Genomic DNA, 16,279 nt, shown 5'->3' on the forward strand with positions numbered 1-16,279 from the left:
TTGCCATAGAAAGTTCGGCGCACAGGGTAACGTCTGTGCACTGAACTGCAAGCCCCAATAGCAGCAAATTTCGAGAAGTTGGCGACAACGCGCCGAAGATAGCAACCAAGGGGGCGTGCGTGGCGCCCCCGGTTGACCCTTAACGCGGCAGATTAGCCGCTTGGATGGCGGTGAGGGCGATGGTGAAGACGATATCGTCTACCAGTGCGCCTCGGGACAGGTCATTGACCGGCTTGCGCAGGCCTTGCAGCATCGGCCCGACGCTGACGCAATCCGCGCTGCGTTGAACCGCTTTGTAAGTGGTGTTGCCGGTGTTGAGGTCAGGGAAGATAAACACCGTGGCGCGGCCCGCCACTTGGCTGTTCGGTGCCTTCTGCCGGCCGACACTGGCAATCGCGGCGGCGTCATATTGCAGCGGGCCATCGAGCAGCAGTTGCGGCGCGGCGGTGCGGGCCAGGCGGGTGGCTTCGCGGACTTTCTCGACATCGGCGCCGATGCCCGACTCGCCGGTGGAGTAGCTGAGCATCGCCACCCGCGCCGGGATGCCAAAGGACTCGGCCGACGCCGCGCTTTGCTGGGCGATTTCCGCCAGCTCCACGGCGCTTGGATCGGGGTTTACCGCGCAGTCGCCGTACACCAGCACCTGATCCGGCAGCAGCATAAAGAACACCGACGACACCAGGTTGTAGCCTGGCGCGGTCTTGATCAGTTGCAGGGCCGGGCGGATGGTGTTGGCGGTGGTGTTGATGGCGCCGGAAACCAGCCCGTCGACTTCATCCAAGGCCAGCATCATGGTGCCGAGCACCACGCTGTCTTCCAGTTGCGCGGCGGCGACCGGCGCCGTCAGGCCTTTGCCTTTGCGCAGCTCGACCATGGGCTCGACATAACGCTCGCGGATCAGCTCCGGATCGAGAATCTCCAGCCCTGCCGGCAGCTCGATGCCATGGCTGCGCGCCACGGCTGCGACTTCTTCCGGCTTGGCCAGCAGCACGCAGCGGGCGATGCCGCGGGCCTGGCAGATGGCGGCGGCCTGCACGGTGCGCGGCTCGCTGCCTTCGGGCAGGACGATACGTTTGTTGGCGGCCTTGGCCCGTTGCACCAACTGGTAGCGGAAGGCGGGCGGCGACAGGTGCAGCTCACGCGGCGTGCCGCAGCGGTTAACCAGCCAGTTTTGATCGACGTGGCTGGCGACAAAATCGGCGACCTTTTCGGCGCGGTCTTTGTCGTCGACCGGAATCTCTTTATTGAGCCGGTTGAGGTTGGTTGCCGTGTCGTAGGAGCCGGTGCCCACGGTCATCACCGGCAGGCCGCTGTTCAGCGCGCCACGGCACAGTTCCATAATCCGCGAGTCTGGGGCGAAGTCGCTGCATAGCAGCAAACCGGCCAGGGGCATGCCATTCATGGCGGCGAGGCTGGCTGCGAGGATGATGTCGTCGCGATCGCCAGGGGTGACCACCAGCGTGCCGGGCTTAAGCAGTTGCACGGTGTTGGCCACGGCGCGGGCGCACAGCACGATGTCGAGCACGCGGCGTTGTTCGTAGTCGCCGGCATTCAGCACGCGGGCGCTGAGCAGCTCGGCGATGTCGCGGGTGCGCGGCGCGTTGAGTTCGTCCTGCCACGGGATGCAGCCGAGCAGGCGGAAGTCTTCGGTTTTCAGCAGTGGCGAGAGTTCTTGCAGGCGCTGGGTAAAGGCTTCGATGCCATCGGCGCTGCGCACTTTGTTGAGGATCACGCCCAGCACTTTCGGGTCTTTTGGCCCGCCAAACAGCTGCGCTTGAATCTCGATGCGGTCGCTCAGTTCGGTGAGCGTTTCTTGCTCCGGGGCGCTGACCAGAATCACGTCGGCGTCCAGGCTTTTGGCCAGGTGGAAGTTGATCCGCGCGGCGTAGCTGGCTTGGCGGGTCGGCACCATGCCCTCGACTATCACGACGTCGTTGCCGGCAGCCGCCTCTTGGTAAAGGCTGATGATTTCTTCCAGCAGCTCATCCAGCTGGCCATCGCCGAGCATACGCTCGACATGCGCCAAGGGCAGCGGCTGCGGCGATTGCAGGCCATGGGTGCGGGCGATCAGCTCACTGGAACGCTCGGGGCCAAGGTCGCCTTGGTGCGGCTGGGCGATGGGTTTAAAGAAGCCGACCTTGAGGCCACTGCGCTGCAGGGCGCCGACCAGGCCGAGGCTGATGGAGGTAAGGCCGACACCGAAGCCGGTGGGGGCGATAAAAAAGCTATGCATAGGTGCTCCGGGTGCAGTCATCAGGCGTCGAGTAGCGCAAGGGTGTCGAGGGCGATTTGGCGTTCCTCGTTAGTCGGGATCACCAGCACGCGCGGATGCCCTTCAGCGTTGATCTGGCCGGCCGCGCCACGGGTGGCGAGTTGGTTGGCGGGCTCATCGAGCTTGAGGTTGAGCAGCTTCAGGTGGGTGAGGGTGAGGCTACGGACCAAGGCCGAGTTCTCGCCGATGCCACCGGTAAATACCACGCCATCCAGTTGCGGCAGGGCGCAGCTCATGGCCGCCAAGGATTTGGCTAAACGATAGCAGAACACTTCAATGGCCAAGGTGGCGCCGGCATGGCCTTCGCTGCTGGCTTGTTGCAGGGTGCGCATGTCGTTGGACAGGCCCGACAGGCCGAGCAGGCCGCTGTCGTGGTTCAGCATGCGGTCGATCTGCTCGATGCTCCAACCCAAGGTGCGTACCAAGTGGCTGTGCAGGTTAGCGTCGACATCTCCGCTACGGGTGCCCATCGCCAGACCTTCCAACGGGGTCAGGCCCATGCTGGTGTCGCGGCTCTGGCCGTTGACGATGGCGCAGGTGGAGCAGCCATTACCTAAGTGGGCGACCAGCCAGCTGCTGTTTTCCAGCTCCAGGCCGCTCATCTCGGCAGCGCGGGCGCTGACATAACGGTGGCTGGTGCCGTGGAAACCATAACGACGCACCGCATGTTCGCTGTACAGGTACTCCGGCAGGGCGTAGCGGTACGCGTGCGGCGGCAGGGTTTGGTGGAAGGCGGTGTCGAATACGGCAACCTGCGGCAACTGTGGATACAGGCGCATGGTGGCTTCGATACCCAGGGCATTGGCCGGGTTATGCAGTGGCGCTAACGGCGCGAGGGCACGGATGCCGTCGAGGCTCACTGGGTCGAGGCGGCAGGCCGCAGTGAAGTGTTCGCCGCCGTGTACTACGCGGTGACCGATGCCGTCGAGGTGGCCGCCGGAGGCGTTTTCCACCAGTGGCAGAATTTCTGCGAGGGCAGCGCGGTGATCAGCGTTAGGCACGCTGAGGTGGTTTTTCTCACCGTCGAGTTGCCAGTTGATCTGGGCATCAGCAGTGCCTAGGCGCTCGGCCAGGCCAATCAGGGTGGTGTGAGTATGGTGTTCGTTGATCAAGGCAAATTTGATTGACGAGCTGCCGCAGTTGATCACCAGGATATTGCGAGACGGCATTAACTATTCCTCGATTTGCTAGGCAGATAGCGCGGACACAAAAGTAATACAGGGCGCTGCTTAATGCTGCACCGCTGTGTGCGTTGATTGGCACGGTTTTTATTATGAGCTGGCTTCATCCTGCGCCGTAGACGGTGTTGTGACTACACAACCCGAGAACAATTCTGACAGGGTAGATCGTCCTACAGGTGCCAACTATGACTAAAGGATAAGTCTGACAAACAATGGCCGGATTTTTGCTGATGGAAATCAACCACACGAATCAAGGCCACCTTTCGCCCGTCTGTCCGCGTTAGGATCGCTTTCGGCGGTGCCCTTGGGTAAACTTGCCGGCTCTTTTTATCCATGCAAAGGTCCCGCCCCCATGCTGATCGCCGCCAATAAGGCTGTCTCCATCGACTACACCCTGACCAACGATGCCGGTGAGGTAATCGATAGCTCCGCTGGCGGCGCGCCGCTGGTATACCTGCACGGTGCTGGCAACATCATCGGCGGTCTGGAAAAAGCCCTGCTGGGCAAGCAAGTCGGTGACGAGCTGCAAGTCAGCGTCGAGCCGGAAGAAGCCTACGGCGAATACAGCGCTGAGCTGGTCGCCACCCTCAACCGTTCGATGTTTGAAGGTGTCGATGAGCTGGAAGTGGGCATGCAGTTCCACGCTTCGGCGCCGGACGGCGGCATGCAAATCGTCACCATCCGCGAGCTGGATGGCGATGACGTGATCGTTGACGGCAACCACCCTCTGGCTGGCCAGCGTCTGAACTTCAAAGTTAAAGTGGTCGCTATCCGCGACGCCAGCGACGAAGAGCTGGCCCATGGTCACATCCATGGCGAAGGTGGTCACCACCACTAAGTTTTACTGAGCAGTTGTGCCCATAAAACGACTTATGGTCGTTCCAAGCCGTGACACGACTGCTAAGCTGAAACAAGCACTAAAGGCGCCTTGGATTAGGCGCCTTTTTTGTCTGCGACGTGAAACCTGTGGGTTCTAAAGGAGTTAGTCATGAGTGCCTTTCACGACCTCAATCTGCGTGCACTGGATGGTCAGGAGCTGCCGCTGGCGCCTTTTAAAGGCCAAGTGGTATTGGTCGTTAACGTGGCGTCCAAGTGTGGCCTGACTCCCCAATACGCGGGTCTGGAAAAGCTCTACCAGCAGTACAAGGATAAGGGTTTTAGCGTCTTAGGCTTGCCGTGCAACCAGTTTGCCGGGCAAGAGCCTGACAGCGAAGAAGCTATTCGCGAATTTTGCAGCCTTAACTACGGGGTGACTTTCCCGCTGGGCAGCAAACTGGAAGTGAATGGCCCTGACCGCCATCCGTTGTACCGCCTTTTGGCGGGTGAGGGCGCGGAGTTCCCTGGCGATATCACCTGGAACTTTGAGAAGTTTTTGTTGGGTCATGATGGGCGTGTGCTGGCGCGTTTCTCGCCACGTACCGCACCGGATGATCCTGCCCTGATTAGCGCTATCGAAAAAGCTTTAGGCTGAAACCTGCAGCGGTTTGCCCACCGGCAAACCGCTGCAACAGCTCAGGCCATTTGTGCCAAGCCTGCGCAGTTCTAGGTTTTTCGGCTTGTTCAGGCTCTCCCGTCACGGCTTAATCGGCTGCTAACACTTGCCCGAGTAATCCGCGATGAGCCCCGACACTGTCTCCCTCTGTCCCCCCAGCACGGCTCCTGCCAGCGCTGCGGCGTTACGTGCCTTGATCGAAAGCCGCCGCGCCATGCGCCGCTTTACCGATGAGCCAGTGCCGGATGAGGTGCTGCGTGACTGTTTAGAGCTGGCCGTATTGGCGCCCAACTCCTGCAACTTGCAGCCCTGGAGTTTTCAGGTGATTCGCCAGCCGGCATTGCTTGAGCGCCTGCATACCGTGTGCATGGGCCAGCATGCGGCCAAGGCGCCGGTGCTGATCGCCGTGTTGGCGCGGCCGGATACCTGGCGCGAGGCGTGTGCACAGATCCTCAGGGATTGGCCCGAGGCCGAGGTGCCGGCGCCAGTGCGGCACTTCTATCGCAAGACCGCGCCTTTTCAATACAACCAGGGGCCGTTGGGGCTGCTCGGTTGGTTGAAGCGGCAGCTCATCCGCCTGGTCGGTTGGCGCCGGGCATTGATGCGCAGCCCAAACAGTCATGCGCAGATGCGCACCTGGGCGGTTAAGTCGACGGCCTTGGCCGCGCAGAATCTAATGCTTGCGGTGCAAAGCCATGGCTATGCCAGTTGCCCGTTGGAGGGCTTTGATGAGGTGCGCTTACGTCAGGTGTTAGATATCCCGCGTCAAGCCGTGCCCGTGATGTTGCTGGCGGTGGGCCGGGCCCATGAGCGCGGCATCTATAACCCGCGCTTGCGCTTTGCTTTGGAGCAACAGGTGACTTGGCTGTAGCCGCACCGGCGCGGGTTTATCGCAAGGCGCCGGGCAAGGGCTGGATAGGCTTGGCTGCTCTCGTGAGTCGTGGCTAGAGAACCCCGGCTTTTTTCCACGCCAGATAATGGCTGACCATTTGCGGCCCCAGCTCGCTCGGCCGTGCATCCAGCACCGGTACATGCTGCGCGGTTAAGCGCTCATGCAGCTGACTGCGGGCGTTGAGGTAATCCAGCGCGCCGCAATAATCCAAGGCACCGGCAAAGTCGCTGACGGGGTTGAGGCGCAGATCATCCAGCACTTCCTCACGCAGACTGGCGATCAACACGCGGTGCTGCTTGCCCAAGCGTTTAACCGCGCTGAGCAGGCTCTGATCATCGTCATCGCGCAGGTTCGTCACCAGCACCACTAAGGCGCGGCGGCGTTGACGGCTTAGTAATTGGTTGACGGCGCTGTTGAAGTCCGCCGGCTGCTGGGTATTGCGCAGGTCATACAGGGCATTGAGCATGGCGCTAAGCTGACCCTGGCCTTTGCCGGGGGCGAGAAAGCGCGGCTGCTCGCTGGCGAAGGTCGCCAGGCCGACTGCATCGCCCTGGCGCAGGGCCACGTAGCTAAGCAGCAAGCAGGCATTGAGGCCATGGTCGAAGTGCGACAGCTCGCCGTCCTGACTGCGCATCCGCCGCCCGCAATCGAGCAAGAAGATAATCTGCTGATCGCGTTCATCCTGATACTCGCGGGCAATCGGCGTGCGCTTGCGCGCGGTGGCCTTCCAGTCGATCTGGCGCAGGGTGTCGCCATCACGAAATTCGCGCAGTTGATGAAACTCCATGCCCAGACCACGACGCTGACTCTGGCGCACCCCGAGTTGGCTGACCCAATGATCGACCGCCATCAGTTGCGCGCCATGCAGGCGGGCGAAGTCGGGATAGACCCGGGTTTCGTCATTCACCGCGATCAAGCAGCGCCGCTGCCACAGGCCGAAGACACTGGGCAGGCTGATTTCACAGTGGCTGAAGTGCCAGTGTCCGCGCTCAAGCGGGCGCACCCGATAGCCCACTTGGCTATGTTGCCCGGGGCGCAGTTCGACGGCCAGTGGCAGGTGTTCAAACTGCATGCTGCTGGGCAGATGGTCGAACACTTCGACCTGCAGCGTGCGTGGGTAGTCGTGACTGATCTGCAGACGGATTTCACTCCAGCGCCCCAGCGGCAGATTGCCCGGCAGCAAGCGTTGTACTTGCGGTGCGGGCAAGCGCCAGAGCCGCAGCGCATCGACCACGCCGAGCAGGCCCAGAAGCAGCAACAATGCCCAGAATATTGGCAGCACGCTGGCTACCTGGGGCATGCCCAAGGCGCTGGCAATCCCCAGCAGGGTGGCCAAGCCGAACAGCCAGGCCAAACACAGGAGTAATCGGCGCGCCGGTTTCATCGGCGTGGTCCTGTCTGGTTGGCGAGCGTGCTCAAACGCTGGAAAGACTGGGTCATAGGCGGGGCGCCGGAACCTGATCAAGCAGTTGTTGCAGCACCTGATCCACAGCTAACCCTTCAATATCCAGCTCCGGTGCTAAGCGCACGCGATGGCGCAATACGGCCAGCGCGCAGCCCTTGATATCTTGCGGCAGGACAAAATCGCCGCCGCGTAGCAAGGCTCGCGCCCGGCCGCAACGGACCAAGGCAATCGAGGCGCGTGGCCCGGCGCCCAAGGCTAAGCCTGGCCAGGTACGGGTGGCGCGGGCCAGGCGCACGGCGTAATCGAGCACCTGTTCATCAATGGGCAAATCGCTGGCGATTTTTTGCAGCGCTTGCACGTCGCGGGCTTGCAGCAGACTGCGCAGCGAGGTGACTTCGAGCATGTCGGCTTTGCTCGAACGCGCCACCTGGCGAACCATGTTCAGCTCTTCACTGTGCTCGGGATAATCGATCCGCAGCTTGAGCATAAAGCGGTCCAGCTCAGCTTCGGGCAGTGGGTAAGTGCCTTCCTGCTCGATCGGGTTTTGCGTGGCCAGCACCATAAAAGGTTGCGGCACCTGTAGGGCACGGCCCTCCAGGGTGACTTGGCGTTCTTGCATCACTTCGAGCAACGCGGCCTGGGTTTTCGCCGGAGCGCGGTTGATCTCATCGGCCAGCAGCAGGTTGGTGAAGATCGGCCCTTTGCGCAGCTTGAACTGCTCGCTTTGCAGGTCATACACGGCGTGGCCGGTGACATCGCTGGGCATCAAGTCCGGGGTGAACTGGATGCGCGCAAACTCACCGCCAAAGCAGCGGGCGAGGGCGCGTACCAGCAAGGTTTTGCCTAAACCAGGGACGCCTTCGATCAGCACATGACCGCCGGCGATCAAGGCGCTGAGCACATCGTCGATCACCTGGTTCTGACCAATCAGCACCTTCTGCAATTCCGCGCGCACGGCTTGGGCCAACTGGCTGGCACGTTGCCGCTGGGCCTGGGCATGGCTCGCACTGCTGGTGGCTGGGGCGGCCTCGGGAGTTGCAGCCAGGCCTGGCGCAACGCTTGCGTGCAGCTGTTCGGGAGTCTGTTCGCTCACGACTTCTGGAGCGTTACTAACTGTTATATTAAATTTATCTTCCATAAATCAGTCGCTTACCTAATTTAACGTTTTTCACGTATTTTTACGTGTGGACAGAGTGAGTGAAGGCCAGCATGCACAATTGCAATCCTAAGAACCTTCTCATTTTGAGCTCGTCTGGAGTGGAGGTTAGGCTAGAGCAACCAGTAACGTCTCAGGCAGTGCACCTCAAGGCAGGTTGGTGACTTGGTTAGGAGAGTGTTGTGGAGGACGGGGTCTCGTCTGAAGGCCAGAATAGCCCTTTTCTGGAGAGTCCAGCATAGGCAACCTTGATGAGAAATGCCTACAACTGATCCATCGCATGTTTACGGAGCGATTTCTCACAAAAGGTCTGTAGGGGAACGGTAATAATAGGATAGCGACTCCATGAGCTTAGCGTCGAACGACAGCCTGAAGTCCATGTCACGTAGCTGCCCGTAATGACCTGCAGAAGTCCATCTATATCTGCCATTATTGAACGGCAGTCTTGTACTTAGCTTCTTCCTCTGAATCCAGCAGGCGCAGCCTTCTTCTCTTTCTCCGGCTCCTCATTTCGGCTGCTTTGGAATGCGAGTAGGTCTACCTCAAATATGCTGACCACCGCCTGATTGTTCCCATGTACGTGTGCAATCTGTCGCTCATGGTGCGCTTTGAAAGGAGCCTGAGCGTTCGACCCACCGTACTGACCCGTATTGGTAAGCATCACGGGCTGGTACATATGGAACTGTAGAGCCGTAGCCATGGTGTCGAACGTTCCGATGTCCTTATTAAGGGCCGCTATCACAAAGCCGTCAGTGATGTCGCGCATGTCGGTCGCGAGTTTCAGATCAGTCGCGTCATAGCAAATAGCACCAGTTAACCTCGCCGTGAGGCCTCGGGCATCTTTGAACTCGACAATCACTTGATAAGGTCGGTGGCCAGCCACCCCAGCCCTCTTTTCCCATGGAATTCCATACTCTTTTCCTTGATAAGCGCACACGATCTGTCGGCCCGCAGCACTCTTTTGGCGCAGTAACCACACACCTCGGTTGATAGGCTTTTTGAGATAGGGGTGATGGACAAAAGTCTGGCCCGCAAATATCACTGCCCCCGTACTGTCTGACAGTCGATGTAATAACCACATGTCGTCGGGATGGATGGACAGTTCTGGAAATACAATCAAATCCAATTGGGCTTTGCGCTGTGAGGAAGCTTTCCGGCTAGCGAAGCGCGCGGCTGCTAGCTGTTGCCCGATCAAGCGGCACATTGCGGCTAGATGTGCTCTGTGCCTAGCTCGATAAGGTTCTGTCCAATGTAATGGATCAGCCTCAGAAAAATCCGCATCCCGAGGCATCAGGGACTGGACAAGTGCGACCTTAAAAGCAGTCAGACTAGTTGCGTTAGCGCACTCGATCGGCAGCAGGTACGCCGGGAGGTTGGATTGTCTTCCAAAAAGGCGTCCTTGCTCTGCCAGCCGTGCCTTGACCAGGATGAGCAAGTCGGCCGGGACAGCAACTTCGGGAAAACCTACAACTACGTTCCTGTTGATCTCCAGCCCTGGCCACTGCAGCAGTCTCATGACCAGCTCGTTTAGCCACGGCGAAATGGGTGTAGGTTCTTCGCCCAATCCACGGCTAAGCGGCATCAAGCCCAAGCGGCGTTTGTACCAGCTGCTTTGAGTGCTGCGATAGCGATCAAACTGCTCCTCACGCAAGGGAAAGAAACGGGTGGTAAAGTCATTTTCTCCAACGATGGCGGAGCGCATGAGTCGTCCCAAACGGTACGCCCACGCTAGTTCATCCGAGCACCATGAAGGTTTCTCGTTCCACGGCTGTACTATCTTGTTAGGTGCCTTGAATGACAACGTGATTGGAGTAGCAGGATCTTGGATCTTGTTCCAGTCCGCGCATTCGACTGACAGCCATTCTAGGCTTACCCCATCGTTATCAAGTATTCCATGAGGCGTAGCTTTCAGAAGCTCTGCCGTTAACTTGAGCAACGCATTTTCCTGAACGAAGGGGTTATCGGGGTGAGTCACTATCGCAAGCAGCGACCGCTTGCCGGCACGCCAGTCCTGAAGACGAACCGGGTAATCTTGGCGCTGAGGAGGGGACAGATATCGATCGACATATTTCACCCAGCCAACCTTGCCTCTGCCGATCCATGCGGCATGAAGCTCACCCAATACTTTCGGTTCGATCATTGCGATGTCATCGATAATCTCGTTGGCATCCTTGATGGAGAGTTTCTGTAGCCATGTACCTAGCCAAATAACAAACTTGTCGCGCTGGCCGGTAATCCGCAAAACCAGAAGCCCTGCCGTGAGCGCAGTCGAGAAGTCAGCCGTAAAAGGTGGTATAAGGCACAAGGCACTGTGAAGAGCGTTGTACGAAACAAGTTCATCCGTTGGTGGCAGCAGCACGGGGTACTGCATGACCGCGAGGAAAAGGGCAGCTTGCTGGTGCAGGTACCACGGCAGCTGATTATCCGCGACAATCTCCAGAGCCGCTTGCAATAGTTCCTTGCGGTATCCAGCAACGTCAGCTGAAGACGGGTAACTTTCTGGCCGATGCATTCCAGTTTCCACCGCTCCCGCTCTGAGCAGATCCGATAATACGAATAACGAAACCTCACGTTCAGCAGGGTTAGCGTCTGGCTTAAGTTTCAGCTGCAAGGCTTGCAGGACTGGCCGCAAAAGGTCTGCTGATGGGAAAATGTCTAGGCCACAGCGGAGAACGCTGACCAAAGCGGGATTGCGTGACCAGCACGCAACGAGCTTTCTAGCGATTGCTTCCATCTCATGATCTAGCGCTTGGCGTTCGCTTACCTCAGTATTTGCTAGCGCATCCTCAGCAGGTAACTCTGGATCCGCCATGCTGCGGCGCATCCTTAGAACCTGGCGCAGACGGTTCGCCGCGAAACGTTTAACCGTGTCATCCCGTACGTCCGCTCTTGGTAGCGAAATTCTAGCCAAAGCTAAGGGATTTTCATCGACGTCACCAACATCGTCTAGCGCATCCGCCAGCCAGAGAAGGTGATCTAAGCTTCCAGTGGCCTGAAGCAATGTCGCTGGATCAGGGGCTGTACTGATTTGCCCGTTCACACCGCGCATGAATCGGGACGTGCTCCCCTGTACCGCGAAGTCCTCCCAAGCAATAGCCTCGGACTTTTCTTTCTTTACTTCTAGGCCATTGAGCGCATCCTTGAAGCACCAACTGAGCTGGAGATTTGCCCATTCGCTTAGGTCATTTGCGATGGTCTCAAGCGCCAGGCTATTCGCGGCTTCGTTAGGAATTGCCACTACAAGGCGCATGTCGTCTACGTAGCGGCAGTAATCGATCAAGCGTGCGGGCACGGTACTACCATTCACTTTGATTGGAATGCCTACGCGCTGGGATAAGCCCCCAACGATCATTTGATCGAAGTCATGCATATAGGCGTTGGCAAAAAAACCGCTCGCCACCAATCCTTGAGGCAGCCCTAATTTCAACTTTTCACGATCAGCGACGTCATTTTCATGCCACTCCCAGCGAAGGATTTTCTCCGCTGCTTGCCAGAACGACTCGGATATCGACGCCACATATGGAATGGCAAATTTGGAAGCGTAACTTTGGTACATACCGCGCAAGCGTGTGACCACTGCAGGCTGACTTACACAGTCGTAAAATTTCGCGAGATCGAGTTTTACTACAAAGAGTCGCTCGTCTAGTAGCGTTGGAAGCGCTTCACGGCACACTTCGGCTGGGCGTTCAAGGAAGCGCTGGTAGTCGACAAAAAACTGGGAGTAGGTATTTCCATTTCCCCAGCGAAATCTCGCCTGTTGACGACCGTCCGAGTCGTTGAGCCAATCACAGAAAAGCCGGTTACCGTAGCTGCAAACCTGCTGCCTTCCATTTGCTTTGCTCGCATAGGTAGCCGGGTCGGTATTACCCTGCAAGGTCTCTACAGCATCAGCCACACACAGCATTACGGCGGATGCCATCACTTGCTCGCGAATACTGACATGGGCCAAGGGGCGCAACTCTGGCTCAACCTGAACGGAGTTGTCCGCCTTGGGGGTAGGCTTAAATTTCCAGCCGCCTCCGTCCGTTTTAGACGGAAAATGCCACTTTCCGTTCTTCGGTGCAGGGACCAGGCGCATGGGACTGGCGCCAGCGTGATCGCCTGAGGATATCTGCTGCTGCCAAATGCCTAGGGTCTGAGGTAGTAGAAGAGATATCTGTTCCAATTCCAGAATATCGGCATACCAATTATGTCGCCGTATATACGCGTCAGCTTTTTTCCATGCTTGCGCAAGCACGGCCTCATCAGAAAGCAGGGAGAGCAAAGGTCCCAAACGCTCGTAACGACTTGCAACGACACTCACGCGGCTGTCTCCATGACATGTACACTAAATTGTTGGTATTGGATCTAAAGCACCTAACTGGACCGATACGCGAGAGTAGGCAGGCCGCACTCTGTACTTGCTTCTAGGCCAATCGAGTGCCAGGGTGCCCCACCCGCTAGCATTACTAAGCCGCCGTTAGGTTTTAAAAAAACGCAGCGGTGTCAAGGATAGACAGTATCGCTGAAGCTCTGACTTCCGCTATGAAATCTATTCTGGCGCCCGCCAGGCTAAGCGCATTTCGGGGTTGTCAGCTTAGCAGCTAGGATAGGTGGCGCCCGCTCACCCAGATCACTTCGAAACAACCACATTGATGCCAGTTCTGAGCGTTCATCGGAGAGTCCGCTTCTGGCTGAATGGCGAGCTCTGGATCAATCCTGACGGAGGCCATCGACATATTTGATGGCAGCGAGGAATGCGTCGCGAGCATTCGGAGATTGCATAGTCTTTTGGGCTGCTTTGAATGCGAACCACATCTCTCCGTTGGGAAGCACGCATGGAGCGTGCGCGAGATAGATGGGCTTTTTCATCGCAAAAGCGTATCCCACCTCAAGTAATGTCCCGTAGCATTCGGCATCTTCCAGCCACACGAATACAGCATCCGCTTTGGCGATGCCTGCCATGGATCGTTCAAATACGACGCTCCCCGCATCAGCAGCGCCTGTATTAGATGAGCAATAGCTTTCCGCCGCCCCATGAGTGCCAGTGCCGTACGTTCCGGCCGATTTAGAGCTTGCCCATGGGTTCTGTTCACCTGCGACATGGGCACATCCGTGATCGCACCCAACAGTCCAAGGGCCCGAGTAAGCGAACGTTACACCTTCGGCAGTTTCCTCCACCACTTTTGGGATAGCACTCCATGCCTCCTGCTCAAAACCGAGGAGAGAACATTCCACCAACCCGAAACGATTTCGGTCTCGCTCAATTCGACCTGCTGCGTACCAAACTACTGGCTTCTGGGCCATTCGACTGCCTCCATTCTTGGTCTGCTGCGTTAGAGCAGAAGTGCACATAGAGTCTTCAGAGTATCATGGCTAATTAATATCTCGTACATTAGGTGTGGACTTTTATCAACGGTTGGAGCAGCCCGCCACTCTTGTAGCAGTCAGAGCTGTCTGTTGCATTGCATCTATTTTTTAAGGACATCTCTAAATGACCATGTTTGGCGGATTTCTGCCTGCCACGAACGCCTGAAACCGACCCATAGTAACCAGTAGCGACAAGCAGAAACGTCGAGTTCATGATGGCAGGTTGCTTGCCAGTGAACGACATTCAGTCGATGGAGCCTGTAAGTGATGAATGATGAAGCAGACTCGGCGTTGGGTGGGGGATGGACCATTCACCCCTATAGCCACATAAACCGTGATCAGTTAAAGGCGAAGCTTGTTGCCGAAGGCGCAGATAGCCTAAGGAAACTGCCGGAACTGTGCGAAGAGATCCGTGAGATGCTGCAATGCAGTTATCCGCCTCATCTGCTTGCTGTTTTGGCTGGTTATGGGCTGCGATCTACGGTTACCGCCGAGGGGGTCTCTCATGTACGGATCATGTCAGGGATCGAGCAGCACCATGTCGAGCTATTGCAGGCCCTCACACTAACTGTATCGCGTGATCAATGGGGGCAACTCCCCGCTAAAGCTGAAGAAATTCAGCAAATGATTGATAAGCTGGGAGAGCTCGCGGACGCTTTTTACCGCTCGCGTTTTATAGCGCTAGCTAAGGAAGCTGATGCTGAGCAGCGTGCTGTGCTTTTGCTTCAAGAGCGCCTGAGGGGACACACCCAGTTCGTGCGAAATTGGGGCTACCATGGCTCGGTGGTAGAGATTTCGCGAGAACTCTACGGCGCGTTGGACAGCGAACTTAACGTCGCCTACGGTTTCGGTGCGACGGAGGTGATCGATATCGCACAAGCTATGCTTATTTGTACTGAGCAACAGGCGTCAGAACGCTTCACGATGCTCGGGCGGGTTACCCGTTGCCAAACCCGCACCGAGATGGTCCACACCTATTTCCGGGAGTGTACCTTTGTTCAAGGCGATCCAGAGGAGTTTCTGCGTCGACTTCCGGAAGGTGTTGGGCGAGAACAGCTAGCCTGCATGCTGATGGCTCATGCGGACTTGCAGCTTCCCGCGCTTGCCACCGTTGATCCCGATCGTATGGCGCATGCGGTTTCACTTGACCGTAATGTTGTAATCCGAGTGCTGGAGCGTTTGTCGCTAAGTCCAGGGAGCTTGAGCACCGACGACATGCCTAAGTTTTTCATGGGCAACCCGGTTTGGGGTGCGCCCTGCGTTAAGGACGGCTCGGCATACTTTTTTCCGATGCCCCAACTGGTGTTCAGCCACGTCCATAGCGTCATGCGTTCATTGCTGAATGACTTGAAACCGTCCACCTTGGGAAAACTTGCTCGAACGCGTGCTGCTTATCTTGAAGGAAAAGTTTCCAGTTTGCTGCGAAAGGCATTTCCCATGGCCCGCCTCAACGCGGGGATCATATGGTCAGTGGGGGAGGATCGTTACGAGACTGATCTTCTATTGATAATTGACCGCACAGTATTGATTGTTGAATCAAAGTCAGCCTCACTGACAGCACAGGGGCTACGAGGTGCGCCGGATCGGGTGAAGCGCCATGTTCAGGAACTGCTCGTTGACCCAGCCTTGCAGTCGGATAGGCTGGCGCAGTTCATCCGCGAATCGGGCAGTGGCAATTTTGCAAGCCAGAAAGTCCTTGATCAGTTGGGGATTGATGGAAAAGCCATAGACCGGGTAATCCGGCTTTCGGTGACGCTCGATGATTTCTCGATCCTGGCCAGTTGCGAAGCAGAGTTAAAAGAGGCGGGTTGGGTCCCCGGTGATTTAGAGCTCGCGCCGACGTTGAATCTTGCGGACTTGGGCTGCGTCGTGGATATCCTTGAGGAGCCTGCATTTATCCTGCATTACCTGTCGAATCGCGGGCATGTGCAACGTTCGACGGGTCTGCTCGGCGATGAGTTGGATTATCTGGGGTTCTACCTTCAGACCGCATTTGGTATGCCGGAGGTAGAGCGCTCCGACGCGATATTTGCCATTGCGGGGATGTCTGCTCCGATCGATCACTATTACAACAGCCACGACGCAGGGGTGAGAGTACCTAAACCGCCGCTTCAATTGCCCGAAACACTTCGACGTATGATCTTGGAGGTCCAACATCGGGCTGGCCGAGGCTGGACGACGGTTAGCCTTGCACTACTCGACATCGCTTACAACGCCGCGGACGGGTTAGACGAGGAACTGATGGCGATCCAACTGGGGGTTTCAGCTAACCCTCATGACCCGCTACAGCCCCGGGGGCTTGCCATCCTGCCTCCCTCCTACAGCGATACTTTGGTCGCTTTCTATATTTTCCCGAAAGTCCTGTCGGCCAGTCGCAGCGAAGCGGCTGGAGAGTTTGCCAATGACCTCATGGAGGCAACAGGGAAAACACGTTGCATTGTTGTTGGCCGAATGATCGAAGAATGGCATCGTCCGTATCAATTTACCGCCATGGTCTATAGGGCATAAATGGCGTGTCGGCTTCGGTCTCTG

10 protein-coding genes are annotated in these 16,279 nt (G+C 57.5%); 4 read left to right on the plus strand and 6 right to left on the minus strand.

The annotated features are described in order from the left end of the window. Window positions 1-139: 139 nt before the first annotated feature. Window positions 140-2,233, minus strand: coding sequence for a phosphate acetyltransferase (gene pta / locus NTD81_RS00925; protein WP_262178474.1), 2,094 nt, complete (start codon window positions 2,231-2,233; stop codon window positions 140-142). A 20-nt stretch (window positions 2,234-2,253) separates the two neighbouring features. Beyond that, entirely contained in the window at window positions 2,254-3,441 is a 1,188-nt protein-coding gene (locus NTD81_RS00930; RefSeq protein WP_262178476.1) for an acetate kinase, read from the minus strand. A gap of 364 nt (window positions 3,442-3,805) precedes the next feature. Between NTD81_RS00930 and NTD81_RS00935 the strand changes: the two genes are divergently transcribed. The 3 genes from NTD81_RS00935 to NTD81_RS00945 all read left to right on the plus strand — a co-directional run bounded on the left by NTD81_RS00935 (window position 3,806) and on the right by NTD81_RS00945 (window position 5,816). Next, window positions 3,806-4,291, plus strand: coding sequence for a peptidylprolyl isomerase (locus NTD81_RS00935; protein WP_262178478.1), 486 nt, complete (start codon window positions 3,806-3,808; stop codon window positions 4,289-4,291). Between the two features lie 150 nt (window positions 4,292-4,441). Next, the gene (locus NTD81_RS00940) at window positions 4,442-4,924 is read left to right on the plus strand and encodes a glutathione peroxidase (RefSeq protein ID WP_262178480.1); all 483 of its coding nucleotides are present in this window, start codon (window positions 4,442-4,444) and stop codon (window positions 4,922-4,924) included. 145 nt (window positions 4,925-5,069) lie between these two features. Beyond that, entirely contained in the window at window positions 5,070-5,816 is a 747-nt protein-coding gene (locus NTD81_RS00945) for a nitroreductase family protein (RefSeq protein WP_262178482.1), read from the plus strand. Between the two features lie 73 nt (window positions 5,817-5,889). Here NTD81_RS00945 and NTD81_RS00950 read toward each other — a convergent pair whose 3' ends face one another. The 4 genes from NTD81_RS00950 to NTD81_RS00965 form a co-directional block, all read right to left on the minus strand. Beyond that, entirely contained in the window at window positions 5,890-7,221 is a 1,332-nt protein-coding gene (locus NTD81_RS00950; RefSeq protein WP_262178484.1) for a DUF58 domain-containing protein, read from the minus strand. 52 nt (window positions 7,222-7,273) lie between these two features. Then, window positions 7,274-8,380 (minus strand): AAA family ATPase, encoded by a 1,107-nt coding sequence (locus tag NTD81_RS00955; protein ID WP_262178486.1) that lies wholly within the window; start codon window positions 8,378-8,380, stop codon window positions 7,274-7,276. A gap of 469 nt (window positions 8,381-8,849) precedes the next feature. Beyond that, window positions 8,850-12,701 carry an RNA-directed DNA polymerase gene (locus NTD81_RS00960; protein ID WP_262178488.1) on the minus strand — a complete coding sequence of 1,284 codons (3,852 nt, stop codon included), beginning with the start codon at window positions 12,699-12,701 and terminating at the stop codon, window positions 8,850-8,852. Between the two features lie 389 nt (window positions 12,702-13,090). Then, window positions 13,091-13,684 (minus strand): nucleoside 2-deoxyribosyltransferase, encoded by a 594-nt coding sequence (locus NTD81_RS00965; RefSeq protein ID WP_161796518.1) that lies wholly within the window; start codon window positions 13,682-13,684, stop codon window positions 13,091-13,093. Window positions 13,685-14,014: 330 nt separating this feature from the next. On the opposite strand from NTD81_RS00965, the gene NTD81_RS00970 reads away from it, so the two are divergent. Further along, window positions 14,015-16,255, plus strand: a complete 2,241-nt coding sequence (locus NTD81_RS00970; RefSeq protein WP_043050034.1) for a nuclease-related domain-containing protein — start codon at window positions 14,015-14,017, stop codon at window positions 16,253-16,255. Window positions 16,256-16,279: the final 24 nt, after the last annotated feature.

This window comes from Pseudomonas sp. 5P_3.1_Bac2, from assembly GCF_025465995.1.
Lineage (GTDB): Bacteria > Pseudomonadota > Gammaproteobacteria > Pseudomonadales > Pseudomonadaceae > Aquipseudomonas.

Coding starts and splice junctions, on each gene's coding strand:
- pta (WP_262178474.1), bottom strand. CDS start 2,233: ATGCATAGCTTTTTTATCGCCCCCACCGGCTTCGGTGTCGGCCTTACC.
- NTD81_RS00935 (WP_262178478.1), top strand. CDS start 3,806: ATGCTGATCGCCGCCAATAAGGCTGTCTCCATCGACTACACCCTGACC.
- NTD81_RS00970 (WP_043050034.1), top strand. CDS start 14,015: ATGAATGATGAAGCAGACTCGGCGTTGGGTGGGGGATGGACCATTCAC.
- NTD81_RS00955 (WP_262178486.1), bottom strand. CDS start 8,380: ATGGAAGATAAATTTAATATAACAGTTAGTAACGCTCCAGAAGTCGTG.
- NTD81_RS00930 (WP_262178476.1), bottom strand. CDS start 3,441: ATGCCGTCTCGCAATATCCTGGTGATCAACTGCGGCAGCTCGTCAATC.
- NTD81_RS00950 (WP_262178484.1), bottom strand. CDS start 7,221: ATGAAACCGGCGCGCCGATTACTCCTGTGTTTGGCCTGGCTGTTCGGC.
- NTD81_RS00940 (WP_262178480.1), top strand. CDS start 4,442: ATGAGTGCCTTTCACGACCTCAATCTGCGTGCACTGGATGGTCAGGAG.
- NTD81_RS00945 (WP_262178482.1), top strand. CDS start 5,070: ATGAGCCCCGACACTGTCTCCCTCTGTCCCCCCAGCACGGCTCCTGCC.
- NTD81_RS00965 (WP_161796518.1), bottom strand. CDS start 13,684: ATGGCCCAGAAGCCAGTAGTTTGGTACGCAGCAGGTCGAATTGAGCGA.